This is a genomic window from Actinomadura rubteroloni, from assembly GCF_002911665.1.
Taxonomy (GTDB): domain Bacteria; phylum Actinomycetota; class Actinomycetes; order Streptosporangiales; family Streptosporangiaceae; genus Spirillospora; species Spirillospora rubteroloni.
On record NZ_MTBP01000001.1, the window covers coordinates 1,947,168 to 1,972,492 of the forward strand.

18 protein-coding genes and 1 pseudogene are annotated in these 25,325 nt (G+C 69.0%); 10 read left to right on the plus strand and 9 right to left on the minus strand.

The window, feature by feature from the left end; all coding sequences use genetic code 11:
- Positions 1-189 precede the first annotated feature (189 nt).
- Positions 190-3,804: a methionine synthase gene (gene metH / locus BTM25_RS08645; protein WP_103562168.1), complete on the plus strand. Its 3,615-nt coding sequence runs from the start codon at positions 190-192 to the stop codon at positions 3,802-3,804.
- A 521-nt stretch (positions 3,805-4,325) separates the two neighbouring features.
- On the opposite strand, the gene BTM25_RS08650 is transcribed toward metH, so the two are convergent.
- Positions 4,326-5,885, minus strand: coding sequence for an acyl--CoA ligase family protein (locus tag BTM25_RS08650; protein WP_205648000.1), 1,560 nt, complete (start codon positions 5,883-5,885; stop codon positions 4,326-4,328).
- A 371-nt stretch (positions 5,886-6,256) separates the two neighbouring features.
- Between BTM25_RS08650 and BTM25_RS08655 the strand changes: the two genes are divergently transcribed.
- Positions 6,257-6,904, plus strand: coding sequence for a class I SAM-dependent methyltransferase (locus BTM25_RS08655; protein ID WP_103562170.1), 648 nt, complete (start codon positions 6,257-6,259; stop codon positions 6,902-6,904).
- A gap of 184 nt (positions 6,905-7,088) precedes the next feature.
- Here BTM25_RS08655 and BTM25_RS08660 read toward each other — a convergent pair whose 3' ends face one another.
- The gene (locus tag BTM25_RS08660) at positions 7,089-8,012 is read right to left on the minus strand and encodes a LysR family transcriptional regulator (RefSeq protein WP_103562171.1); all 924 of its coding nucleotides are present in this window, start codon (positions 8,010-8,012) and stop codon (positions 7,089-7,091) included.
- Positions 8,013-8,117: 105 nt separating this feature from the next.
- Between BTM25_RS08660 and BTM25_RS08665 the strand changes: the two genes are divergently transcribed.
- The 6 genes and pseudogenes from BTM25_RS08665 (at position 8,118) to BTM25_RS08685 (ending at position 15,235) form a co-directional block, all read left to right on the plus strand.
- Complete coding sequence (locus BTM25_RS08665; protein ID WP_103562172.1) at positions 8,118-8,813, plus strand: type 1 glutamine amidotransferase domain-containing protein; 696 nt, start codon at positions 8,118-8,120, stop codon at positions 8,811-8,813.
- 1 nt (position 8,814) lies between these two features.
- Positions 8,815-8,952: pseudogene (locus BTM25_RS30670) on the plus strand (helix-turn-helix domain-containing protein); the annotation flags it as partial.
- Between the two features lie 405 nt (positions 8,953-9,357).
- On the plus strand, positions 9,358-10,377 hold the full coding sequence (locus BTM25_RS08670) for an NADP-dependent oxidoreductase (RefSeq protein WP_168212098.1): 1,020 nt from the start codon (positions 9,358-9,360) through the stop codon (positions 10,375-10,377).
- A gap of 784 nt (positions 10,378-11,161) precedes the next feature.
- Complete coding sequence (locus BTM25_RS08675) at positions 11,162-12,211, plus strand: polyprenyl synthetase family protein (protein WP_235828301.1); 1,050 nt, start codon at positions 11,162-11,164, stop codon at positions 12,209-12,211.
- Positions 12,212-12,335: 124 nt separating this feature from the next.
- A complete protein-coding gene (locus tag BTM25_RS08680; protein WP_168212063.1) occupies positions 12,336-14,276 on the plus strand; it encodes a terpene cyclase/mutase family protein in 1,941 nt (646 codons plus the stop codon).
- Positions 14,277-14,281: 5 nt separating this feature from the next.
- A complete protein-coding gene (locus tag BTM25_RS08685) occupies positions 14,282-15,235 on the plus strand; it encodes a terpene synthase family protein (RefSeq protein WP_146059008.1) in 954 nt (317 codons plus the stop codon).
- 104 nt (positions 15,236-15,339) lie between these two features.
- Here the strand turns inward: BTM25_RS08685 and BTM25_RS29915 are convergent, their stop codons facing one another.
- From BTM25_RS29915 to BTM25_RS08710, 5 genes are all read right to left on the minus strand, one after another.
- Complete coding sequence (locus BTM25_RS29915) at positions 15,340-15,774, minus strand: hypothetical protein (RefSeq protein ID WP_205648001.1); 435 nt, start codon at positions 15,772-15,774, stop codon at positions 15,340-15,342.
- 186 nt (positions 15,775-15,960) lie between these two features.
- A complete protein-coding gene (locus BTM25_RS08695) occupies positions 15,961-17,238 on the minus strand; it encodes a cytochrome P450 (protein ID WP_103562176.1) in 1,278 nt (425 codons plus the stop codon).
- 47 nt (positions 17,239-17,285) lie between these two features.
- A complete protein-coding gene (locus BTM25_RS08700) occupies positions 17,286-18,119 on the minus strand; it encodes a methyltransferase domain-containing protein (protein WP_103562177.1) in 834 nt (277 codons plus the stop codon).
- A gap of 89 nt (positions 18,120-18,208) precedes the next feature.
- Positions 18,209-19,570 (minus strand): cytochrome P450, encoded by a 1,362-nt coding sequence (locus tag BTM25_RS08705; protein ID WP_103562178.1) that lies wholly within the window; start codon positions 19,568-19,570, stop codon positions 18,209-18,211.
- A 132-nt stretch (positions 19,571-19,702) separates the two neighbouring features.
- Positions 19,703-21,685: an MFS transporter gene (locus BTM25_RS08710; protein WP_168212064.1), complete on the minus strand. Its 1,983-nt coding sequence runs from the start codon at positions 21,683-21,685 to the stop codon at positions 19,703-19,705.
- Between the two features lie 174 nt (positions 21,686-21,859).
- Between BTM25_RS08710 and BTM25_RS08715 the strand changes: the two genes are divergently transcribed.
- A complete protein-coding gene (locus BTM25_RS08715; protein ID WP_103562180.1) occupies positions 21,860-22,753 on the plus strand; it encodes an alpha/beta fold hydrolase in 894 nt (297 codons plus the stop codon).
- 94 nt (positions 22,754-22,847) lie between these two features.
- On the opposite strand, the gene BTM25_RS08720 is transcribed toward BTM25_RS08715, so the two are convergent.
- Positions 22,848-23,870, minus strand: coding sequence for an NAD-dependent epimerase/dehydratase family protein (locus tag BTM25_RS08720; RefSeq protein ID WP_103562181.1), 1,023 nt, complete (start codon positions 23,868-23,870; stop codon positions 22,848-22,850).
- 104 nt (positions 23,871-23,974) lie between these two features.
- Complete coding sequence (locus BTM25_RS08725; RefSeq protein WP_103562182.1) at positions 23,975-24,583, minus strand: TetR/AcrR family transcriptional regulator; 609 nt, start codon at positions 24,581-24,583, stop codon at positions 23,975-23,977.
- Between the two features lie 59 nt (positions 24,584-24,642).
- On the opposite strand from BTM25_RS08725, the gene BTM25_RS08730 reads away from it, so the two are divergent.
- Positions 24,643-25,173 (plus strand): hypothetical protein, encoded by a 531-nt coding sequence (locus BTM25_RS08730; protein ID WP_168212065.1) that lies wholly within the window; start codon positions 24,643-24,645, stop codon positions 25,171-25,173.
- Positions 25,174-25,325 lie beyond the last annotated feature (152 nt).

The window sequence follows — 25,325 nt, forward strand, 5'->3', positions numbered from 1 at the left end:
CCGCTGCCTCCACCACGCGAACGGCGTCGCCCGGTGGCCGCCTGCGAAAGACACGTCGGGTTTCGGTCGTCGCGCCGCACGCGGTATCGTCGTAGACGAGTCCGAGAGGCGCTGCAACGGGCCCAAGCCCGCCACGCTCGGCCTCGCTCGCATCGGAAAAAGGGCGCCTCCCAGTCAGGGAGGCGTCTGGTGAATTCCGAGAAGTCGAACGCGCTGCGGGACCTGTTCGATCGGCGCATCGCCGTGCTCGACGGCGCGTGGGGCACGATGCTCCAGACCGCCGGACTCACCCCGGCCGACTACCGCGACGAACGCCTCGCCGACCATCCGCGGGACGTGACGGGCGACCCCGACCTGCTCAACATCACCCGGCCGGACGTCATTCTGGACGTCCACCGGCAGTACCTCGCGGCCGGCGCGGACATCACCACCACCAACACCTTCACAGCGACGAGCATCGGCCAGGCCGACTACGGGCTGGACGGCTGGGCGCGCGAGATGAACCTGGCGGCGGCCCGGCTCGCGCGGCAGGCGGCGGACGAGGCCGGCGGACGTTTCGTGGCCGGCTCGGTCGGTCCCCTGAACGTCACGCTGTCGCTGTCCCCGAAGGTCGAGGACCCGGCGTTCCGTGCGGTGACGTGGGACGAGGTCTACGCGGCCTATGCCGAGCAGATCCAGGCGCTCGCCGACGGCGGCGTCGACCTGCTGCTCGTCGAGACGATCTTCGACACGCTCAACGCCAAGGCCGCCATCGCCGCGGCGCGCGACGTCGCCCCACACCTCCCGCTGTGGATCTCGGTGACGATCGTCGACCTGAGCGGGCGCACCCTGTCCGGCCAGACCGTCGAGGCGTTCTGGCGGTCGATCGAGCACGCCGACCCGCTGGTGGTCGGCGTGAACTGCTCGCTCGGCGCGGTGGAGATGCGTCCGCACGTCGCTGAACTGTCCCGCCTCGCGGGCACCTACGTCGCCTGTCACCCCAACGCTGGCCTGCCCGACGCGTTCGGCGGTTACGCGCAGCAGCCGGACGAGACCGGACGGCTGCTCGGCGAGTTCGCCGAGTCCGGCATGGTCAACGTCGTCGGCGGCTGCTGCGGGACGACGCCCGACCACATCGCGCGGATCGCCGCGGCCGTGACGGACGTGGCGCCGCGGACCGTCGCGGCCCCGGCGTCGCTCACCCGGTTCAGCGGCCTGGAACCGCTGGAGATCGGCGCCGACACCGGCTTCGTCATGATCGGCGAGCGGACCAACGTCACCGGCTCCGCCCGGTTCCGCCGGCTCATCGAGGCGGGCGACCACCAGGCGGCCGTGGACGTCGCGCTGGAGCAGGTGCGGGGCGGCGCGAACCTCCTCGACGTCAACATGGACGCCGACCTGCTCGACAGCGAGCGCGAGATGGTCACGTTCCTGAACCTCATCGCGACCGAGCCCGAGGTGGCCCGCATCCCCGTCGTGATCGACAGTTCACGGTGGAGCGTGCTGGAGGCGGGGCTGCGCTGCGTCCAGGGCAAGGGCGTCGTCAACTCCATCAGCCTGAAGGAGGGCGAGGAGCCGTTCCTCGCCCAGGCGCGGCGCATTCGCGACTACGGCGCGGGCGTCGTCGTCATGGCGTTCGATGAGCAGGGGCAGGCCGACACCGCCGACCGCAAGGTCGAGATCTGCGGGCGCGCCTACGACCTGCTGACGTCGCAGGCGGGCTTCCCCGCCGAGGACATCATCTTCGACCCGAACGTCCTCGCGGTCGCCACTGGGATGAGCGAGCACAACGGCTACGCCAAAGCGTTCCTGGACGCGCTGCCACGCATCAAGGAGCGGTGCCCGGGGGTGCGCATCAGCGGCGGCATCTCCAACCTGTCGTTCGCGTTCCGCGGCAACGACGTCGTCCGCGAGGCGATGAACTCGGCGTTCCTCTTCCACGCCGTGGGCGCCGGGCTGGACATGGGCATCGTCAACGCGGGCCAGCTCGCCGTCTACCAGGACATCCCCGCCGACCTGCTCGAACTCATCGAGGACGTGCTCTTCGACCGGCGCGAGGACGCCACGGACCGGCTCGTCACGTTCGCCGGAACGGTCAGCGGATCCGGAACGCAACGCGTCGTGGACCTGTCGTGGCGCGAGGCGCCCGTGGAGGAGCGGCTCAGCCACGCGCTCGTCCACGGCATCGTGGACTTCATCGAGGCCGACACCGAAGAGGCGCGGCTGAAGAAGGCCCGGCCCCTGGAGGTGATCGAGGGGCCGCTCATGGACGGCATGAAGATCGTGGGCGACCTGTTCGGCTCGGGCAAGATGTTCCTCCCGCAGGTGGTCAAGAGCGCTCGCGTGATGAAGCGCTCCGTCGCCTACCTGGAGCCCTTCATGGAGGCCGAGAAGGAAGAGGCGCTGCGCGCGGGACGGGTCGAGAACTCGCGCGGCGCGGGCAAGGTCGTCCTGGCGACCGTCAAGGGCGACGTGCACGACATCGGCAAGAACATCGTCGGCGTCGTGCTCGGCTGCAACAACTACGAGGTCATCGACCTCGGCGTGATGGTGCCGGCCGCGACCATCCTCGACACGGCCGTCGCCGAGGGCGCGGACGCGGTCGGGCTGTCCGGGCTGATCACGCCGTCGCTGGACGAGATGGTGTCCGTCGCCGAGGAGATGCAGCGCCGCGGACTGCGGCTCCCGCTGCTGATCGGCGGTGCGACGACCTCGCGCCAGCACACGGCGGTCCGCGTCGCCCCGGCCTACGACGGGACGTGCGTGCACGTGCTCGACGCGTCCCGGGTCGTCGGAGTCGTGTCGGACCTGCTCAACCCCGAGCAGGCCGAGGAACTGGCGGTGCGCAACCGCGACGAGCAGGAACGCCTGCGCGAGCAGCACGCCAACCGTCGCGGTACGCCGTTGCTGACGCTCGAGCAGGCGCGCGACAACCGCGAGACGGTCCCGTTCGACGACCTGCCGACGCCCGCGTTCACCGGCACGCGCATCATCGAGCCGGACCTGACCGCGCTCCGCGAGATGATCGACTGGCAGTTCCTGTTCCTGGCGTGGGAGTTGAAGGGCAAGTACCCGGCGATCCTCGACCAGCCCGTCGCGCGCGAACTGTTCGACGACGCCAACACGCTGCTGGACGAGATCATCGCCGCGGGTCACTTCCGGGCGGTCGGCTCCTACGGTTTCTGGCCTGCCCACGCAGACGGCGACGACATCGTGCTCGACGACGACGCCGTGCGGTTCCCCATGCTGCGCCAGCAGACCAAGAAGCCCGAAGGCCGGCCCAACCGGTGCCTCGCGGACTACGTCGCTCCGGCCGGCGACCACCTCGGTGGATTCGCCGTCGCCGTCCACGGTGCGGACGAACTCGCCGCGTCCTTCGAGGCCCAGGGCGACGACTACCGCGCGATCATGGTGAAGGCACTGGCGGACCGGCTCGCCGAGGCGTTTGCCGAGTACATCCACCTGGCCGCCCGGCGGGACTGGTTCGAGCCCGGCGCCGACCCGGCCCTCGAAGACCTGCACGCCGAGCGCTTCCGCGGCATCCGCCCGGCTCTCGGCTACCCGGCGAGCCCCGACCACAGCCTGAAGCAGGAACTGTTCGATCTGCTCGACGCCAAGCGGCTCGACATGGGGCTGACCGAGAACTACGCGATGTCGCCCGCCGCCAGCGTCAGCGGACTGATCTTCGCCCACCCGTCCTCGCGGTACTTCACCGTGGGCCGCATCAACGAGGACCAGCTCCGCGACTACGCCGACCGGCGCGGCATCGAACCGGCCGATGCCGAGCGCCTGCTCCGTCCCAACCTCGCCTACGACCCGAGCTGACCTCGCCACCACCCCGACTGCCACCGGACACGGCGCGCAGTCGGGGTGCCCGCACGACCAAGAACAGCGGGCGTGACGGCGCTGGACATCGTTGTCAGTGGGCGCGCCATCTGCCGGAGCCAACCCCGGCGGATGGGATGTCGGTTAACAGCGCCAAGTGCACGAACTCGGGTGCACTGGATCTGGCGGACAGGACATCGGCAGATGGGACGTCGGAGGACCCGACACGGCCGCGTCGCTCAACCCGGGCGTGGCCAGACCACACCGCGTCCATCAGCGGGCAAGACCACATGAAGCCCGGCGGCTCAGCGCGCGGACACGAGTCGGCGGACGTGGGGAGCGGGTCGCTCCGCAAGGCCAACACGGCTAGCCGCGATCACCGCCCGACGGCACCGCGCGCCGCCTTACGGCCCGCCGCGGCGCGCGGACGCCGGACGCGTGAGAATCAGCGTCCTACGCAACGCGATACGGACGGCGAGGTCGTGTCCATCAGTCGGCGACATCGCACCTCGCGCTGTGGTTCAGCCTTGAATACGACGATCGCTCCCCGCCCACTCCTTGTTCTTGAGCACGAACTTCTGGATCTTTCCGGTCGAGGTCTTCGGCAACTCCGTCACGAACTCCACGCGGTCGGGAGCCTTGAACCCGGCCAGATGCGCGCGGACGTGCGCGACGATGTCCGCCTCCGTCGCTGATGCACCCACCCGCAGGATGACGAACGCCTTCGGCCGTTCGCCCCAGCGCTCGTCGGGCACGCCCACGACCGCGGTCTCCAGAACGGCCGGATGGCTCGCCACGGCCTGCTCGACCTCGACGGTGGAGATGTTCTCGCCGCCGGAAATGATGACGTCCTTGGCGCGGTCGCGCAGCTCGACATAGCCGTCGGGGTGGACGACTCCGAGGTCGCCCGAGTGGAACCAGCCGCCCCGGAAGGCGCGCTCGGTGGCGTCCGGATCGGCGAAGTAGCCCGCCATGACGTTGTTGCCGCGCATGACGATCTCACCCATCGTGGCGCCGTCGCGAGGCACGTCGGTCATGGACTCGTCCACGACCCGCAGCCCGTCGGTCTGTAGCATCCCGACGCCCTGCCGCGCGGTGAGGCGGGCGCGCTCGGGACCGTCGGCGGGCCAGCCCGCCTGCGGTTCGCACACCGCGTACGGACCGTAGGTCTCCGTCAGGCCGTAGAGGTGGACGACGCGGACGCCGAGCCGCCGCATCTCCCCAATAATCGTCGGACTGGGCGGCGCGCCGGCGGTGGTTGCGACCAGCGGACGCGTCAGCGGGTGCGCCTGCTCGGCGTTGGCGATCGTGACGAGCACCGTGGGAGCGGCGTTGAGGTGCGTGACGCCCTCCGCGTCGATCAGCCGCCAGATCTCCGTGCCGTCCACGCTCGGCAGGCAGACGTGCGTGCCGCCGATCGCCGTCACGGCCCAGGTCGTGCACCAGCCGTTGCAGTGGAACATCGGCAGCGTCCAGAGGTAGACGCTTTCGGGCGAGTGCGAGGAGTGGATGATCTCGCCGAGCGCGTTCAGGTAAGCGCCGCGATGCGTGTACTCGACGCCCTTAGGCCGTGCGGTCGTCCCGGACGTGTAGTTGATGGAAATCGTGGCGTTCTCGTCGTCGACCGACCAGGGCAGAGGCTCATCGGAACCGCGCGCGAGCAGGTCGTCATAGCTCAGCGCACCCTCCCGCGCGGTGCCGATGACAACGGTGGTCCGTCCCTCGGCGGGAATCAGCCGGTCCACCAGCGTCTCGTGGACGACCATGAGCCTGCTGCCCGAGTGGTCCAGGATGTACGCGATCTCTTCCGGTGAGAGGCGGGTGTTGACGGCCACGAGAACCGCTCCGGCCAGCGGCACGGCGAAGTGCGCGATCAGCAACTCGGGCAGGTTCGGCGACAGGTAGGCGACCCTGTCGCCCGGCTCGATGCCGGACGCGCGCAAGGCGTGGGCGACGCGAGTCGCCTCGGCGGCGAACGCCCGGTAGGTGAGACGGCGTTCGGCGGAGACAATCGCAGTCTTGTCACCGAACACCTCGGCAGAACGAGCGAGGAAGGCCAACGGGCTCAACGGTGTGATCACTGCTGTCACCTGCTTACGGGATGGTTCTGAAGACGAGCGCTTGCCGTGGTTCTAGCCCGTGATGGGTCGCCACGGCTACCCCCGTTCGGGGATCGGCGCCGAGCTATGACGCCACCGCACTGCGACGAAGCGCCGGAACGTCCGCGAAGCGGCGCCCGAATCGGAGGAGGCTCTGCCCCCCGCCGGTCCCATCTCGGCAGCGATCTTTCGGGCCGACAGACGCCGGGCAGGCCGGGTTCGTCGCTTCGACCGAGGAGAGCGACCGCTCCGCCGTCTCGGCGCGAGCCGTTTGCCGTTCCTGCAACAAAGTTGGCTGAACCTGCCTGTGTCGGCTCATCCTGGGGCGACTGCTCGTCGAGAGGAAGAGAACCATGTTGCATGCGGAGCCCGGCGCATCGGCCGAAGAGTTCTGGGAGGGCTTCTACGGCCGCGAGGACCAGATCTTCAGCGGAAACCCGAACGGAATACTCGTCCGGGAGGGGACCGCGCTCGCGCCCGGGACGGCGCTGGACCTCGGCTGTGGAGAAGGAGCCGATGCGATCTGGCTCGCGCGCCAAGGCTGGACGGTCACCGCCGTCGACGTGTCGGCCACCGCCCTGAAGCGGGCCGCCCGGGACGCCGCGGCGGCGGGCGTCGGCGACCGGATCGCATGGCAGCGCCACGACCTGGCGGTCAGCTTCCCCGAGGGCGCCTACGACCTGGTGTCGGCCCAGTTCCTGCACTCGCCGGTCGAGATGCCGCGCGAACAGATCCTGCGGCGAGCCGCCGCAGCGGTGGCGCCCGGCGGACACCTTCTCGTCGCCGGGCACGCCGGACGGCCGTCCTGGGACACCGACCACGACCCGGCGCTGCACTTCCCGACGACCGGCGAAGTCCTGGCAGCCCTCGCTCTGCCGGACGAAGACTGGCAGGTGGAGGTGGACGAGACCGTGGTGCAGGAGCTGACCGGCCCTGACGGGCAGCCGGCGACCCGTCCGGACAACATCTTGAGGATTCGGCGCGGTCAACCTGCGCAGTGAGGCGGTCGGCCGCTCAGTGAATCGGCGCGACGTGACCAAACGTGTGCCATGGCTGGCTCGCGGTCAGCCCGAGATGCCGCGCAGCTCAGGCCCAGCCACCACGTGCCAAGGTGCATGGACGACGCCCCGCCTTACCCGCGACGCACGCTGGATAGCGGTCAACCGTCGGCCCACGGGGCAGGTGTCACCATGACCGCGCCGCCTCGATGAGAACGTCGCGGACGAGCGCAATGTGCGGACGGTCCGGTGCTCCGGCGCGTTCAACGAGGAAGGCCGTGTTGATGGGCGGGTCGTCGGGGTCCAGCAGCGTGACGAGCGTCCCCGCGTCCAGGTGCGCGGCACAGAGATAGCGCGGCAGGACGCTCACCCCGGCGCCCGCCGCGACGGCCGCGATCACGGCGCGCAGATCCGGGACCACCACGGCGGGCTCGGCGTTCAGCCGGATGCCGAAGACGTGCCGCCAGTAGCGGCGCAGGATGGGCAGGTCCTCGGCGTAGGAGACCAGGGGCACGCCGTCGAGCGCGGCGGGTCCGTGGGCGACGAGCCCGCCGAGGTCCAACAGCGCGGCACGGTCCGGAGCGGCGACGAGGACGAACTCCTCGTCCATGAGCGGCCGGGCGAGCAGCGTCCGGCCGCGCGGCCGGACGGCGGAGACGACGACGTCGCAGGTGCCCGCGCGCAAGGCGGTCAGCAGGTCGTCGGCGAGGCCCGTGGTGACGCGCAGCCGGACGCCGCGCTCGATCAGCGGCGCGAGCGCGGGCAGAACGAGCGCGGCCACGGCGTCTGCGGGGCCGCCCAGATGGACGGGCGGCTCCGGCACCGGCCGCTCCGCCGGACCGTTCCCGACGACGGCCTCGAGTTCGTCCATCGGCCCGGCGAGCCGGGCGGCGAGGTCGTGCGCGGGCGGGGTCGGAGCCATCCCGCGCGGGAGGCGCTGGAACAGGACGCGACCGAGGCGGTCTTCAAGCGCCTTGATCTGTGTCGTCACCGTGGGCTGGGACAACCCGACGAGCCGGGCCGCAGTGGTCACCGATCCCGTCCGGTAGACGGCCAGGAACGAGCGAAGCCAGCCGAGGTCCAAGGACCCATTGCTCTTCCGATCGCTCACATAGGCGAGTCTATTTCTAGATTGATCCACCGGTGCTTACGTTGGGGCCATCGACGTTCCGACGATCTGGACGGCGAACGTCGAACCGACGCTTGAGGAGCACCCATGTCAAAGATCCTTTTCGTCCTGTCCGGAGCACGTCACTGGACGCTCAAGGACGGGACCCGGCACCCGACCGGGTTCTGGGCGGAGGAGGCCGTGGCGCCCTACCGGGCCTTCACCGCTGCCGGCCACGAGATCGTGTTCGCCACCCCGGACGGGGCGGTACCGGTCGTGGACCAGGCGAGCCTCGCCGCCGAGGCCAACGGTGGCGAGGACGGCGCGAAGGAGATCACCGCTGAGTTGGAGGCGATCGCCGGGCTGAAGAACCCACTCTGCCTGAAAGACGTGGCGCTGGCCGACTACGACGCAGTCTTCTACCCTGGCGGCCACGGCCCGATGGAGGACCTCGCCGCCAACGCCGACTCCGGGCGCCTGCTCACTGCGGCCCTGGACTCGGGCAAGCCGCTCGGTGTCGTCTGCCACGCCCCGGCGGCGCTGCTGGCCGCCCGCCGCGACGACGGCTCCTCGCCGTTCGCCGGTTACGCCGTGACCGCCTTCACCAACGAGGAGGAGAAGCAGGCGGGCCTCGCCGACAAGGCGCCCTGGCTGCTCCAGGACCGGCTCGTGGAACTCGGCGTGGACTTTCGCGAAGGCGAACCATGGCAGCCGAACGTGGTGGTCGACCGCAACCTGTTCACCGGGCAGAACCCGTCGTCGTCCGCGCCGCTCGCCGCCGAGATCGTGGCACGGCTGCGCTGACATGGCCACCGCCCGGCTCGGCGACGTGCTCGACGCGACGTATGAGTGCGTGACCCTGTACGGCGTCGCCCGGACCACGATGGACGACATCGCCCGGCGGGCGAACCTGTCCCGCACCGGCCTCTACCAGTACGTGCGGGGCAAGGACGACGCCGTCCGCCGGCTCGCCGCGCGCCTGCACGACCGCGCGTACGCTGCGGCGGAGGACGCGTTGTGCCTCGATGCGCCGGCCGACCGGGCGCTCGGGATTCTGACCGCCAAGCTCGACCTGTTCCTCGCTCTGGCGGGAGACTCGCCGCACGGCGCCGAACTGCTGGACGCGAAGACCCTGCTGTTCGGAGACGTCTGCGAGGAGTTCACCGCCCGCCTGCGGCAACTGCTGACGGACGTCTTCGCGCACTGCCGGACCGCCGTGGCCGCCGCCGACGCGGCTGGGATATGCCTGACACTGGTGCGCGGCTTCGAGTCCGCGCCCGAGAACGCCCGCCTCTTTCGGCCCGCCGTCGTCGCCCTGGTCGACGGCCTGCTGCGACCTGGAGCATCGATGCCTGAAACCAGTCGCGAGGTTCGCCTTGCCGCCCGTCCGGTGGGGGAGCCCCGTCCATCCGACTTCGCCCTTGCCGAAGTCCCCGTCGGGGAGCCCGGAGCAGGGGAGGTACTCGTCCGCAACGACTGGATGTCGGTGGACCCCTACATGCGCGGACGGATGAACGACGTGAAATCCTATACGCCACCGTTCAAACTCGGCGCGGCGCTGGACGGCGCGGCGGTCGGCACCGTGATCGCCTCGGAGTCTTCGGACGTCCCGGTCGGCGTGACCGTACTGCACGGCGCGGGCTGGCGCGAGCACGCCGTGCTGCCCGCCGCCCATGTCCGCGTCGTGGACACCTCGATCGCTCCAGCCCGGGCGTACCTCGGCGCGCTCGGCATGGTCGGGCTGACGGCCTACGCGGGCCTGGTCCGGATCGCACCCGTCGAGAAGGGTGACGTCGTGTTCGTTTCCGGCGCGGCCGGGGCGGTCGGCATTCTCGCCGGACGCATCGCGCGGCATCTCAGCGCGGCCCGAGTCATCGGCTCGGCGGGAGGCCCGGACAAGGCACGTCGCCTGGTCGAGGAGTTCGGCTACGACGCGGCGATCGACTACCGGACGGGGGATCTCGCGGAACAGCTCGCGACCGCCGCGCCGGACGGCATCGACGTCTACTTCGACAACGTCGGCGGCGACCACCTTCAAGCCGCCCTCAGCGCGCTGAACACCAACGGACGCGTCGCGCTGTGCGGAGCGATTTCCGTTTACAACGCCGCCGAGCCCGTGCCGGGGCCGGACAACCTGGCCTTGGCGATCGGTAAGCGTCTGAGCCTCCGTGGCTTCATCGTCACCGACCACCAGAACCTCGCCGTCGAGTATGCGCAGCTTGCGGCGGGATGGCTCGCTGACGGCAGCCTCAACTACAGCGAGACCGTCGTCGACGGCATCGACAATGCGGTGGACGCGTTCCTCGGGCTGCTGCGCGGGGCCAACACCGGCAAGATGCTCGTCCGGTTGAACACGTCGGCGGATTAGCACAACGCCATGGACGCCCGGTGCGGAGGAGTATCCCGTGCCGGGCGCTCGCGCGTTCGGTTCGCTCGGCGCCAGAATAGGCGAGGTGGCGCGATCGTAAGTAAATCGCGCAATTTATATCTTCAGGCGGGCGACGCAACTCTGCCGACGTGATGTGACTTACGTGAAGCGGCTCGCTCGTTCCGTTTCAACGGCGTCCTGCGAATTCACTGTGTCAGCCATCGTGGGGTGGCTGGGAGGATGGCGCGCGGCGTCAAACGTTGGCCGCTTCCCGCCTAACCCACTCTGTCGTCGCCGATGTCACAGACGTGGCGAACGGTGATGCTCCAGTATTGCGGGGACGGTACCGGCGTGTGGCCAGTATGTTCCAAAGGCGCCCGAGTCTTTCGCCGCCGCATTGGCCCGGCGATGGCTGGTCACGGCGTCGCTAGCTGCCGTCGACTGTTCGAGGGACGCGCGTGGCCAAGTTCGGCGGGGTTGGCGCATCGTGCCAGTACCTTCGCCATGCTCGCCGCCTGTCACATGGGGTGAATCTGTGCAAGTTGGGTCGGCGACGTCGTCATTCGTCCGCCTGGTCTGATTCGGGCTCTACTGTGCGTGCTTTCCCGATGGGGCGCTGCAGCCTTACCCATTGCGGGGTCTGAGCTACCTAACTTCCCGGGCTGACTGTTGACACCTGCCGTTACTTACGTGAGCCTACCTTCACGCTGTTACCTATAGTGCGCAACCCATGACCAAGAGTGACTGACGACTTTGTCCGGCCTTGGGCTGGAAGGAGCGGGCTGTGGAAGCGCTGGATACGAAACTCGGTGACAACGGCACCTCGGATGCGGTTCAGATCTTGGCCGGGACGCGGCAGCTCCTCGCCCCCGCGTTGCGGCACGTCGTCGACCAGTTCCCGTCCGAACTGGGGCGCATCGTCGGCTATCACCTCGGGACCCACGACAGGAACGGGACGCCGATCGACGGTGACAGCGGCAAGGCGGTCCGCCCGGCACTGGCCTTGCTGGCGTGCCAGGCGGTGGGCGGAGACCAGGCGCGGGCGCTTCCGGCGGCGGTGGCCGTGGAACTCGTGCACAACGCGTCGCTGCTGCACGACGACATCATCGACGGCGACCAGACCCGCCGAGGGCGTCCCGCCGTCTGGCGGACGTTCGGCGTCGCCGACGCCATCCTGGCCGGCGACGCGTTGTTCTTCGTCGCGATCCGGACTCTCGCCGAGTCACTTCCCCTGGCCGGTCAGGGCGTCATGATCCTCACCAGCACCGTCCAGCAGCTCATCGAGGGCGAGCACACCGACCTGCTCATGGAGGGCCGTCCGGCCACCACACTCAGTGAGTCGCAGGCGATGGCCACCGCGAAGACCGGATCGCTCATCGCTGCGGCCTGCGCGCTCGGCGCCATCGCGGGCGGCGCGACCGTCGAGCAGATCGCCCGAATGCATTCCTTCGGGCTTGACCTCGGCCTGGCCTTCCAGTTCATCGACGACATCAAGGGGATTTGGGGCGACCCCGCGGTGACCGGTAAGCCCACGTCCGACCTGGCGTCCGGAAAGAAGTCGCTCCCGGTCGCCTATGCGCTCGCGAACACCGGCGCCGCGCGCGCCGAACTGGCTGCTCTTTACCAGAAGGACACTCCGCTCACTCCGGCCGAACAAGCACGTGCCGCCGACTTGGTGGAAGCGGCCGGCGGACGCGCCTGGGCCAACGAACGGGCCGACCACCACATCCGTCAGGCCCGCCTCCACTTGGAGGTGTCCGCCACCGATCCGGCCGCCGTCGCACGGCTCAACACCCTGGCGACCATGATCACAAGCTCGGGCCCTCACCGGTAGCCGCGCACCGTATGCCGTGGCCGGACCTGCGTCCGGCTACGGGTGCCCACCGAAACCGAAACACGGACGCGCTGTCCCGACTGAGCCGGTCGCCGTGCGGCGCGCAGGACGGAGGCATGACCAGGTGGAATCCTTCACCGAGGAAGAACGGGCGGAGCGGGTCGCCGGCGCGCTGGATCGCGCCGTGGGGGTGCTGTTGTCCCGGCAATCCGACGACGGCCACTGGGACGGCGGCCTCGACAACAAAGTCAGCGTGGACGCTCACCACCTTCTGGCCCACACCTTCCTCGGCCTTCCCGAACCGCCCGAAAGCCGGGAGATCCGCAACTGGATCCGCTCGCAGCAGACCGATGAAGGCGGCTGGCCGAACTTCGTCGGCGGCCCGGACGAACCGTCGACGAGCGTGATGGCCTATCTGGCGTTGCGCGTGGGCGGCGAGCAGGCGGAAGCGCCGCACATGCGCGTTGCCGCCCGGCGCATCCACCAGCTCGGCGGCCCCGGGGCCTGCCGGGCGTCCACGCGGCTCTGGCTCGCGCTGTTCGGCTTGTGGCCGTGGCACGACCTCAAAATGCTCCCGCCAGAGATCATGCTGCTCCCCGCGAGAGGGCCGATCGCCCTCGACGACTTCGCCGACTGGGCGCGTCACCTGGTCGTCCCGCTCGCCGTGATCACGGCGCTGCGCCCGGCCCGGCGCACCGGACTCGACCTCGGCGAAATCTGCGACCGGCCGTCGCGCTCGCGATTCCGGCCCCGGCCGGTTGAGCTCTACCACGCGTCGGTCCCCGCCCGGATCCGCCGCCGTTCCCTGCTGCGCGCCCGCCGCTGGCTGCTGGAGCGTCAGCAGACCGACGGTTGCTGGAACGGCACACACTCGGCCACCGTCTACGCGACGATCGCCCTGCATCTGCTCGACGGGCCGGGCGACCGGGACGCGGTGGGCCGAGCGGTCACCGGCCTCGGCGCCTTCGTGCGACCACGTGGAGACGGCCTCAGCAGAGTGCAGTTCTCGCACGGTCCGATCTGGGACACCGCGAACACTCTGCTGACCCTGCGTGCGGCGGGCTTTGGAAACGATCACCCGGCTGTGGACCGCGCACACCGGTGGCTGCTCGGCCAGCAGACCAGCGCGCAGGGGGACTGGTCCCGGCACCGTCCGGACCTCGCACCCGGCGGCTGGTCGTTCCAGATCGCCAACCGCACCGGTCCCGACACCGACGACACGGCGCTCGTGCTTCGCGCCCTGGACGCGGGGCCGTCGTCGAATGAGCAGACCCTCCAGGCCGCCGACCGCGGATACCGGTGGCTCGCCGGAATGGCCTGGAGCGATGGCGGCTGGGGCGCCTTCGACACCGACGCGAGAGTACGCCGGGTGCTGCGGCTTCCCTGGCATGACGCACGGGCCGTCGTCGACCCGCCGACCGCGGACGTGACGGCCCACGTCATCGAGACGCTCGCTGCAGCAGGTCAGGACTACGCCGCCCCGACGAAAGACGGCGTGCGCTGGCTGCTCGACAACCAAGAACCGGACGGCTCCTGGTACGGACAATGGGGCTGCAACTACATCTACGGCACCACCGGCGCTCTGTGCGCGCTGACGGCGGCGAACGTCCCCGCCGGGCATCCGGCGGTCCGGCAGGCCGTCGAATGGTTGCACTCCCGCCAGAACGAGGACGGCGGATGGGGTGAAGACCAGCGCTCCTACTTCTACGACGTCTGGCACGGCCGGGGACGGTCGACGGCCTCGCAAACCGGCTGGGCGGTCCACGCGCTCATCACGACGGGGGAGCGCGGCGATCGCGTCAAGGCCGGGATCGACTGGCTGCTGCGACAGCAGGACGCCTCCGGCGCCTGGCACGAAGCCGCGTACACGGGGACGGGCTTCCCGCGGGACGCGCCGATCCGGTACGGCTCCTACGCGCAGGTCTTCGCAACTCTGGCGCTGGCCGGCTACCGCCGTCCTGCGGCAAATCCCGGAGCGGCACAGGTGTCGGCACCGCGGCAGCCCGCCAGGGATCGGCGACTGCGCAACGGATTCCGCATAGCCCAGCCGGACAGGAAGAGGTGATCACCATGCACACGTCCACGACGTCGACCCCGCCGCCGGGCGAAGCCGGACAGGCCGGATGGGTACTGAACGACCAGGCCGTGCTCGTCGAGCGGCACGCTCTCGACTGGCTGCACCGGTTCGACCTGACACCGGATCCGGAGACGCGCGCACGCGTCGAGCGCATCAACGCCGGCGCCGCGTTCGCCATGCTGTTCCCGCAAGCTCCGGCGGACGTGCTGGAACTGGCCGGAGACGTCATGGTCTGGATCACCGCGTTCGGAGACGTCCTCGTGGATGGCTGTGACAGGCGAACCAGCGACCTCGCCCGTCTCACGCTGCACCTGAACGAGACACTGCACGCCACGACCTCTCGGTCAGTCGCCGAACGGACCGGATTCGTCGCCGCCCTGGAAGACCTCCTCACGCGCAGCTCGGCGATCCTTCCGAACCGGCACCACACCCGCCTCGTCAAAGCGCTCACCGCGTTCATCGGCGCCCAGAACTGGCACGTCGACACCGAATCCGCCGCGTCTCCACCCTCGGTCGAGGACTACCTGGTCGCCCGACGTCACACGGTGGCCGCATGGTCTCTGGTCGCGCTGCTCGAACCCCTCGAACACTCGCGCTTTCCGGCCGAGATCCACGACGTCCCCGAGGTCGGCGAGCTGAACACGGCAGCGTGCACGCTGCTCGCCTGCGTCAACGACCTCGCCTCTCACCGGAAGGAACGGAGGTCCGGAGACACGGCGATCACGCTTCCGACACTCCTCATGCACGAGCGCCAATGCTCTCTCGACGAAAGCATCTCGGTCATCTCCGCGATGTGCGAAGCGGACACGGCCCGCGCTCACGAGATCATCGCCCAGCTGAAGGCGTCCCACGATCGACACGTCAGTGAGTACGGTGAATTGGTCGGCAATCTCGTCGGCTATTTCGCCTCCTGGCATACGGTCGTCGCCGCTGATCGTTATCGCTGACCCTGATCCCCGGCATGCCGCCGGACGACGCAGCCGATGGCGATGGGTTACGCCGAGCAGGAAGGCCTAGCGCCGAGCCCGCCCTGCGGTCGATCCCGAAGACGTCAACGTTTCCCCTTCTTGGACCGACCCACAGCGTTCCTTTCACGCGAAGGAATCCGCGGTGACGCGGTGGCCGGCCGCCCACCGGACGGTCGGTTCCCGCCTGCCGAAGCGGGAACCGACAGACTTCGAACGGGAAGGGCAGGTCGGCTGTCGGCGTGGGCCACCGCTGCCCCCGGGTACTCCTCCGCAGACGAAACGTTGGGCTGCTGACCCTTCGCGTTCTCGATCGGCTGCTCGATCAGGGCGACGATCCGCTCGGTGGGGAACCGCATCGAGCGGACCGGCTTCCCCGTGCGCTTGACCTCCCTGACCGTGACCAGGGGGCCGTCCACGGCGACTTCGACGCGTCGGCCGCCTTGCGTCGCCGTCATCTCGAAGACTCGAGGCGTCCCCTCGCCTGTGTCGACCAGCACCTGGATCATGTCGCCCTTCATGGGTGGTGTCCTTTCGTCGGTGTACGGACCTCCAAGGAAACCGAGGCCCGCGACCGGCCGCCACCCGACGCGAATCCTGTGGATAACTCCGGCGAGCCGGGGAGGATGCTCTCGCACTCGCCGGAGCGGCTTGGCGGCTAGGCGAGTAGGTCCAAGGGACCCGACGACGCGGTGACGGAAGGACGGTCAGAACGCGCAGTCGAGACGGGTGATTCCGTTGAGCTGCGGCGACACGAGATAATCCGGCTCACCGACCGCCCGGAGTCCGGGCAGCCGGGTGAACAGCTCACGGAAGACAGCGCTCAGCTCTCGGCGGGCGAGGTGAGCGCCGAGACAGTAGTGCGGCCCAGGTCCGCCGAAGGCCAGGTGGGGATTGGGGTCGCGCGTGATGTCGAACTCCTCCGGCCGGTCGAAGACCCGTTCGTCACGGTTCGCCGACGGATAGAAGAGCATGACCCGGTCGCCGGGCCGGAACGTGCGCCCGCCGAGCTCGCGTTCCTCGGCGACGGTCCTTCGGAAAGTGAGGATCGGGCTGCTCAGACGAAGGATCTCCTCGATCGCGCCATCGAGGTAGCGGTTGAGATCGCTGAGCAAGAGTTCGCGCTGCTCGGGGTGATCCGTCAGCAGCTTCACGCCGTGAGTGATGGCGTTGTGCGTCGTTTCGCTGCCCGCAACCAGCAACGTGTTGACGAACGAGCTCAGCTCCCGCGGCGTGAGATTCTCGCCGTCCGGATTGGCGGTGACGAGCCGGGACGCGATGTCGCCCGTCGGCCGCCGAGACCGTTCCCGAGCGACGGACATGCCGATCCGGCTGAGCCGGCGGCTCCCGTAGAACAGCCGGAGCCCGGTGGCGAGGCTCCGCACAGGGCTGCGGCTCTCCGGAAATCCGCCGTACCCGGGGTCGTAGCCGCCCGCGAGGGACAGGCTGAGCTCCAAGACTTCGGACATGAGATAGCGCGGGACGCCCATCATCTCGCAGATGATCCGCGCGGGCATGGGCGCGGCGACCCGCGACGCGAGGTCGCCCCCGCCGGACTTGGCGAAGCCGCGCACGATCTCCCCGGCCGCCCGCTGGATCTGCTCGTCGATCCGGGACAGCGTCCGCGGCGTGAAGGCACGGGACACGATCCGGCGCAACCGCGCGTGCTGCGGATTGTCCGTATCGAGGATCATGTCCCCGCTGTAGCGGGCCAGCCAGCGGGGAGTCTCGGGCACGGTGGCCGTCGGTGCGTTGCGGAAAGCGCGGGCGTCGCGGGTCGCCTCGCTCACGTCGGCATGCGTCACGAGCGCGTAGTAGCCGTCACCGTGCGGCAGGAAAGGAAACGGCTTTTCCCGGAAGTACGCCGGCCGGTCGAGGGTGCGCAGATGCGCGAGAAGCGCGTACCACTGGTCCGGCTGACGGTGACGGAACCACGGGTCGATGAGATCGACGTCGCGCTCGTTTAGCTGGTCCACGGTTGTCATCGGATGCCTTCGCTGTGCTGGACGGGTCGTAGGAACGAATGCAGGCGTCAGCGCCGCCGCGCTGTGATGAGCGTGTAGTGGACCTGCGGATGAATGCCGATGTTCTCGTTCAGCTCGGCATAGGCGACGATGCGATCACGAGTCTCCGTGTCGAAGTCGGCGTCCGTGGCGATGCGCCGCATCGCGTCGGCGAGCAGGCGATGGCTGCGGCGGACGTGGCCGGTGATGTCCTCGAAGTCGACGACGTCCAACCGGGCCTCGGCCATGGACGTCTCGTACTCCCCGACGCGGGCCAGCGGCGGGAGCTGGAACGCCTGGTGAAGGCGGTCCATGATGTCGGCGTCCTCAGCGGGCAGGTCGCCGTCCTGGTAGAAGTCGAGAGCGACGAGCGGCGCGCCCGGACGCAACGTCCGGGCGATCTCGGAGATGGCGCGAGCGCGGTCCGACATGTGCAGCAGCGACTCGATGGCGTAGGCGCCGTCGAAACGCGCGTCCGGGAAGGGCAGGGACATGGCGTCGGCGAGCTGGAAGGCGGCGTGCCCCAGGCCCGGTCCGGCTTCCGGGCGCGCGTGCGCGACCCGCAACTGGTGCGGACTGACCGTGATGCCCGTGACATGGACGCTGTACTCGGTCGCGATGCGGACGGACGGACGCCCGTTGCCGCACCCGACATCCAGGATCTCTGCTCCCGGACGCGGGGAGAGCCGGGCCGCGACCATGTCGGTGATGCGGTCCGTCGCTTTGGAGATCGGGGTGTCGTCGGTGTCGTCGTCCCAGTAGCCCAGATGGAGGTTGTCCCCGAGATGCTGGGTGAACAGGTCGTTGAACCGGTCGTACATCGAGCCGACCATGGACGGGGTCGGAAGCTGGGTCTCGGTCACGTTCGGTCACAGCCTTTCCGGGCGGTGTTCGATGGGGGGATGCCGAAGACTTTCGGCGCGGGCACCCGGCGGAGCGGTCGAGTGCGTGATCATTTCGTGCGGGACGTCATCCGCAAGCGCAACCCCTGGGGCCGGAGAGTGACGCCCGCGTAGGCCTTCGGGCCTCGGCCGGGCCCATGGCTGAGGTGCCAGCGCGAGCTGATCGCGGCCAGCGCTAGAACGGCCTCCTTGTAGGCGAACTGGTCGCCGATGCACTTGCGGGCGCCCGCGCCGAACGGGATGTAGGCGTACCGCGGGGGTTGTGGTTTGGACGCGTCCCATCGGTCCGGGTCGAACTGCTCGGGCGCCGGGTACAGATCGGCGCGGCGGTGAATGAGGTAGGGACTGCATACGACGGTGGACCCGGCGGGAAGCCGGTACGGGCCGAGATCCGCGTCCGCGGGGATGACGCGGGTCAGAATCCAGGCGGGCGGGAAGAGCCGCATGGCCTCGGTGACGACCCAGCCGGTGAAGCGCAGTGCGGGAAGGTCGTCGAGGCTGGGCGGGAGGCCGGCAAGGACCGCGTCGACCTCCGCCTGAACACGCTGCTGGACCTCGCTGTGGCACGCCACCAGGTGCAGTGTCCACGCGAGAGCGGCAGCGGTGGTATCGGTGCCGGCACCGAAGAACGCCATCACCTGGTCGCTGACCTCGCTGCCGGTGAAGCCGTTCTCGAAGGTGCAGACTTCCCGGCCGTCAGGGGCACGGCCGGGGAGGAGAGCGGACAGCAGATCGCCGTGGTCGGTGCCGTCCGCACGACGCTCGGCGATGATGACGGCGAGGTTCTTACGGAGGCGGGCGGCGGCCTCGACCATCCGGCGTTTGCCGAACCCCGGCACCCAGGCGAGCCAAGGCGGCACGCTGGCCCGCAGGTAAGAGCCGCCGAAGATGGCGCTGAGGTCTTCGACGGCCTGGCTGACGACGTGGCCGGGCAGCTCGTCGCAGAACATCGTCTCGACGAGCGTACTGAGGGTGATCTTCTGCATCTCCGGAAGCACGTCCAGGATCTGACCGTCGTGCCACGCGCTCGCGGCGGAGCTGGAACGGGCTGCCATGATCTGTCCGTAACCGTCGAAGCGATCACGGGAGAACGCCGGCTGGATCAGCCTGCGCTGGCGACGGTGCCGGTCGTGTGCGCACGTCGCCAGGTTGTGTCCGGCGAGTTCCCGGGCTAGTTCGAAAAACCGCCCGCCCTTGTCGAAGATGTGGTCGTCCCGGAGGAACTCACGGGTCAATTCGGGATCGCAGACGACGATCGTCCGCAGCGGCCCGACGCGCACGCCGACGACACCGCCGTAGGCCGGAAGCCGACTGAGGAAGTCGAGCGTGCCGCGCAGCAGAGGGAGCGTGTGCCCGAGCAGGGGAACGCCGCCGGGCGCGAGGGGAATCGGGCCCGACCGTGCCGTGATCATTCGCTGGACTCCTCAAGGGTGGGGGCGCCGCCGCCGGTACGTCGCACATTACACATGCTTGACTACTCACCGTGTTTGTCGAGGACAAGGTGCTATCCGGCAGGGTGGGCAGGCCTTACTCCTTCGGTGAGGTCATGCTCGCCGGTCGCGTCCGATCAGGAAGTCGTGCACGAGCCGCCGTCCGCGTCGCCCGATCGCCGAGGACCTTCCGGCGTGCAGCATCTCCTGGACGAGCTGGCGGCCCGCCAGAGTGATCTCCGCCAGCCCGACGTGACCACGCTCGTTCTCTCGGGTGGAGCGTCGCCACCACAACACACACGACGCCGTGAGCAGCGGGATCAGCGCCAACGACCATGCTCCGGGCATGGGGAGGCGCACCACGACCTGACGGTTCCCGGGCCTGGCTTCGGCGGAGGTGCGGAACTGAAAGGGAAACTGTCTGCGCAGCACGGAACGACTCCTTGGGATCATGCGGGATCGGGGGGTTTCTGCGCGCCGGACGGCCCGGCCGCGGATCAGGCAGGCCGCGGCCACGACGACCACGGCGCCGAGGACGACGGCGTCGACGACGGACGAGCGGGCCATCCCCGTCACGAACGCGTCCTTGGCCGCGGTCACAGTCGTGGCGGACGGCCCGCCGTGACGATGGGCGGACGCTGCGAGGATCGCGTTGACGTCCTCCGACCCGTCGTTCCGTCCGAGAAGCTGGTGGAGGCGATGGGAGGACACGGCTGCGAGGATCGAGCCCTGCACCGCGACACCAAGACCCATGCCGACCTGGCGGGCGACGTCGTTGAGCGCCGACCCGAGTCCCGCGGACGCGGCAGGGAACGCGTCCATCACGGTCCCGGTGAGCGCGGACAGGGACAGCCCGCAGCCCACGCCGAGGACGAGCTGGAACACCACGAGACGGTCGTAGCCGGAATCCGCCGTGGTGGTGGCCAGCAAGGCGAACGAGCCGGTGACGCACGCGAAGCCGAGCAGGGTCATGGCGTTGCCGCCCACCCGGCTCATCAGAGGCAGCGTGGCGGCCGAACCGGCGATCATCGCGACCGACATGGGCAAGGTGCGGACGCCTGCTTCCCACGGGCTGTATCCGAGGACGCCCTGCAGGTAGACGACCAGGATGAAGAACGACCCGAAGGCTATGAAGGACATCAACGCGAGCGCGGCCAGGCCCGTCCCGATGCGCGGGACGCGCAGCAGGGACAGTGGCAGCATCGGAGACCGGTGACGCACCTGCCATATCGCGAAGAGGACCAGCAGCAGCGCCGCCGATCCGAACGCCAAGACGATCGCCGTGCTCGCCCAGCCGCGGTCAGGGCCCTCGACGACCGCCCATACCAATGCGGTCAGCCCTAGAGCGGACAGTGCTGCGCCGAGAAGGTCCAGCGACATCCTGCCGGGCGCTCGGGACTCGGGGACGAGCCACCACGCCAGGAAGACGGCGGTGACGGCGATCGGAACGTTGACCCAGAAACCGGCGTGCCAGGACCACCGGTCCACGAGCCAGCCGCCGATGACCGGTCCGAGCAGGCCGCCGATGCCCGCCACCGCGGACCACACGGCGATCGCCCGGCGACGCAGGGCCGGTTCGGGGAACAACCGGGTCACGATCGACAAGGTCGCGGGCATGACCAGCGCCGAACCGAGGCCCATTCCGGCGCGGGCCGCGATGACCTGCGCCGACGTGTCGGCCAGGCCTCCGGCCACCGAGGTGACGACGCACAGCAGCATCCCGAGCACGAACGCCCGTCGCCGTCCGATCCGGTCGGCCACCGCGCCGGCGGCGAGAACGCTTCCGCTCATGGCGACGGCGTAGCCGTCGATGATCCACTGGACGTCCGTCGTGGACAGCCGAAGGTCGCGCTGCAGATCGGGAATCGCGACGTTGAGGACCGTGAAGTCGATCCCGATCAGGAACAGCCCGAGACATACCACCACGGTCGCGGCCCAGCGGCGCCGCATGCTCAAAGCCGGACTCGTGTCCGAATTAGTCCGGCTCATTTGCATCCGGCCAGTCGTGAGAGAAAAGCGAGATGGGTGGCCGGCGGTGGATTTTGGTCGTTGCGTTCGGATATGAGCAGCAGCGGTCTCCCGGCGACGCAAGCCCATGTATTTCCCTCCGCAGTTGGTCCGCCACGCTCGCGTCAAACCGTATCGTCGCCAACACATAGATGCACGGTTACTGTATGACTACCTCGCGTTGACCAGCGCAATCGAAGGTGGGCGAACATCCATGCCTGGAATGTCGCACATATTCGATGTAGTCGAAAGTGTGGTGAATGTATGGAGTGCAAAATTGCGAAAGGTTCGATCGAGGCGAACGGGTTGAAGTTCGGCTACCTGGAAGCCGGCTCGGACGGCGGTCCGCTGGCGCTGTGCCTGCACGGGTTCCCCGACTCTGCGTACACCTGGCGGCATCTCCTGCCTGCGCTCGCCGCGGCCGGGTACCGTGCCGTCGCGCCGTTCGCGCGGGGATACGCACCGACGTCCGTCCCCGCGGACGGCGTCTACCAGAGCGGAGCGCTCGTCGCTGACGCCGTCGCGTTGCACGAGGGCCTCGGTGGAGACCGGGACGCGGTCCTCATCGGTCACGACTGGGGTACGGCGGCGGCCTACGGGGCCTCGGCGATCGCTCCGGAACGCTGGCGCAGAGTCGTGACGCTGGCCGGCCCGCCGCTCGCGGCGACCGGCGACGCATTCCAGCGCTATGACCAGCTCAAGCGCTGGTTCTACCTCTTCTTGTTCCAGACCCCTCTGGCCGAACTGGTGCTGGACCGGCTGTTCATCGAGGGACTGTGGCGAGACTGGTCACCCGACGGTGCCGATATAGCAGCGGATGTCAGTTACGCTGCGGAATCTTTGGCTGCGCCGGAGAACGCAGCGGCGGCAATCGAGTATTACCGGGCGCTTTTCGACCCATCGCTCCACTCCGAGCGCTACGCGCGCGAACAGGAAGCCGTCGCGGCGACAGGTGAACGCCCCGTCCTGTACCTGCATGGCACCGAGGACGGCGCACTCGGCGCGGACATCATCGCTCCGGCCGGAGATCTGAACCGGGTCATGGCTGCGCTGCCGCCGGGCTCGCATGCCGATCTCATCGCGGGCGCGGGCCATTTCCCGCACCTCGATCGTCCTGGCGAGGTCAACCGGAAGATCCTGGACTGGGTGTCCGGTTGACATTGAACGCTCACTATCGCTGAGCCGCGTAGCGAACGGAGCAGGACCTAGCGGTGAGGCATGCGCCGTTTCGTCGAGGCCCTGCCTCCGACGGTCATGATGGTGTTGGTCTCTCCTGCTCGGCGAGCCTGAGGAGCAGTCGCTCCTCGTCGGCGCGATCGAGTCCAGGGACTGGACGGTCAGGGCGTAGGCGCGGGCCGCCCTCGTTCACCAGCCAGTTCCAGGTGTCGCGAACCGTTTCGGAGACGGGACGGCAGGTCAGCCCGGCCCGGGAAGCGGCAGATGAGTCGACGGTCCGCATGCCGTCGTACTCGGGGTCGGGTGGAAGCCACAAGGGGAGTTCGATCCACGGGCTCAAGCCCGCTTGCTCGATGACGTCGGCCGCTGCCCAGACCAACCGGGCGTTGGAGCCCGTGACGTCGATGGCGGTTCGCAGGATCTCGTCCATCGTCGTGCGGTCAGCGGGGCCGGCGACGTTGAAGGTCCCGCCGACCCGGCGTTCAGCGGCGGCGAGCATCCATTCGGCGAGGTCGCGCACGTCGATGTATTGGACGTGCTGGCCCGGCTCACCGGGAGCGACTACGGCCCCACCCCGTTGGATTCGCCGCAGCCACCATGGGAGACGTCCGATATTCTCATACGGGCCGAGGATTAGTCCCGCACGTGCGACTAGAGAACGTTTTCCGAAAGTGGAGTCCACTGCGAGCTCACCGCTTCGTTTGGCGGCCGCATAATCGTCCTGGTTGTCGTTATCCGGATCGCCGTCGACGACCGCGGTGTCCTCGTCGGAGCCGCTCGGAATCGGCCATCGGTAGACCGAGATACTGGAAACGTATCCATAAATGTCGACGCGATCGGCGAGCAACCGTGCCGAATCCTGAACGACGCGGGGAGCCCCGCTCCATGTATCGAGAACGACATCCCACGTCCCGTCCGTGACCGCAGCGTGCAACGCGTCTCGATCGGTCCGGTCCGCGATGAGTCGGGTGACGCTCTTGGGCGTGATCGCGTGGTCGCGCCCCCGGTTGAGCGTGGTGACGTCGTGGCCTCTGGCGAGCGCTGTTTCGACGATCGCTCGCCCCACGAAATGGGTACCGCCTAGGACCAACACCTTCATGCCAGTCATATTCCCTCAGAAGGTCGGTCGTTGAACGGGGTGTTCACTAGACGCGTAGCAGTGAGCGGCCCAAACGAGATGGGCGGCAAGCGAACCGGATTGGTCTACGTCGGGTTTGTGCGGGGCATGCGCATGAGTTCACTGAGGTATGCGTCGAGTTGTGCTGTCATCTCGTGCGCGGTCAGGTGGCGAGCAAGTCGCTGGATCGAGAGACCGTCCACCAGGGCGTGCAGGCGTCGGGCGAGTGTCTCGGCTGGCCCGGCGTCCGGCGCGAGCAGACGCGCGGTATCGAGAAGCTCTACGAGCCGCTGGCAGAGTTCGTGCATCGCGTCGAAGTGGACGCGCTGGACCTCCGCGAGATGAGGGTCGCTCAACCCGAGTGCGAGGAACGAGAAGGCGACGGACGCCTCGGTGGTGCGTTGGGCGTCGACCGGCATGGTCTCCAGCAGGATCTCGCGGACGGCCCGCCGCACGTCCGGGTCCTGCCGAGGTGCCGAGACCCGTGCCGTGACGCGTGCGATCACCTCCTCGCAGGCGAACGCGAGCAGTTCGGCGCGGGTGGCGAAGTAGTGCCGCAGCGCGCCCGGCGACCAGCCTGCCTCGGCGGCGACCGAGCGGATGGAGACGCCGTCCACCCCGTCCCTGTCGATCACGCGCCAGACGGCTTCGGCCAGCTCCGCGCGGCGTTCCTGATGGTCCACGATCTTCGGCACCGCATCATTATCACACGACTGTGCTAAATTATTTGACACGGTCGTGCTGGAAAGGGGCGATGGTGGTCGTTCTGATCGTGGCGTGTGAGGTCGCCTTCTGGCTGCTGCTCGGTCTCGGCCTCACGGCGCGGTACCTGCTTCGCGCCCGTCGGCTCGGCGCCGGTCTGCTCCTGTGCGTGCCGCTCGCCGATGCCGTTCTGCTGGCGGCATCGGTCGTCGACCTGCGGACAGGCGCCGAAGGGTCCCCGGCGCACGGTCTCGCCGCGATCTATCTCGGAGTCTCGATCGCGTTCGGGCACCAGATGATCCAGTGGGCCGACCAGCGCTTCGCTCATCGCTTCGCCGGTGGACCCGCGCCCGGCGGTCAGCCGAAGGCCGGGCGGGCGCATGCGGCCCGTGAACGCCGTCAGTGGCTGCGGCACCTGCTGGCTTATGCCGTAGCAGCGGATGTGCTCGGACTCCTCACTCTCCTCGTCGGGGACGTGGCGAGGATGGTGAACGCGTGGGCGGTGATGGGTCCGTGGGGGATCATTCTCGTCATCGACTTCCTGATCTCTTTCAGCTACACGATCACGCCTCGCAAAGGCTGATCTCAGCCGAGATCGCTGATCGGAACACGGGAGAATGGCAGGGTTGCGGGGGCGCGCCGTGCCGCTCACCTTGGCGCGTAGGCGTGCGCGACGCGGCCGAACGAACGTCCTCACGCCGCCGGGACGGCGGAACTGACGACGTTGAACCTTTC

Coding starts and splice junctions, on each gene's coding strand:
- BTM25_RS08665 (WP_103562172.1), top strand. CDS start 8,118: ATGTCAAAGATCCTTTTCGTCCTGTCCGGAGCACGTCACTGGACGCTC.
- BTM25_RS08670 (WP_168212098.1), top strand. CDS start 9,358: ATGCCTGAAACCAGTCGCGAGGTTCGCCTTGCCGCCCGTCCGGTGGGG.
- BTM25_RS08705 (WP_103562178.1), bottom strand. CDS start 19,570: ATGATCACGGCACGGTCGGGCCCGATTCCCCTCGCGCCCGGCGGCGTT.
- BTM25_RS08730 (WP_168212065.1), top strand. CDS start 24,643: ATGGTGGTCGTTCTGATCGTGGCGTGTGAGGTCGCCTTCTGGCTGCTG.
- BTM25_RS08695 (WP_103562176.1), bottom strand. CDS start 17,238: ATGACAACCGTGGACCAGCTAAACGAGCGCGACGTCGATCTCATCGAC.
- BTM25_RS08720 (WP_103562181.1), bottom strand. CDS start 23,870: ATGAAGGTGTTGGTCCTAGGCGGTACCCATTTCGTGGGGCGAGCGATC.
- BTM25_RS08685 (WP_146059008.1), top strand. CDS start 14,282: ATGCACACGTCCACGACGTCGACCCCGCCGCCGGGCGAAGCCGGACAG.
- BTM25_RS29915 (WP_205648001.1), bottom strand. CDS start 15,774: ATGAAGGGCGACATGATCCAGGTGCTGGTCGACACAGGCGAGGGGACG.
- BTM25_RS08715 (WP_103562180.1), top strand. CDS start 21,860: ATGGAGTGCAAAATTGCGAAAGGTTCGATCGAGGCGAACGGGTTGAAG.
- BTM25_RS08655 (WP_103562170.1), top strand. CDS start 6,257: ATGTTGCATGCGGAGCCCGGCGCATCGGCCGAAGAGTTCTGGGAGGGC.
- BTM25_RS08710 (WP_168212064.1), bottom strand. CDS start 21,685: ATGGGCTTGCGTCGCCGGGAGACCGCTGCTGCTCATATCCGAACGCAA.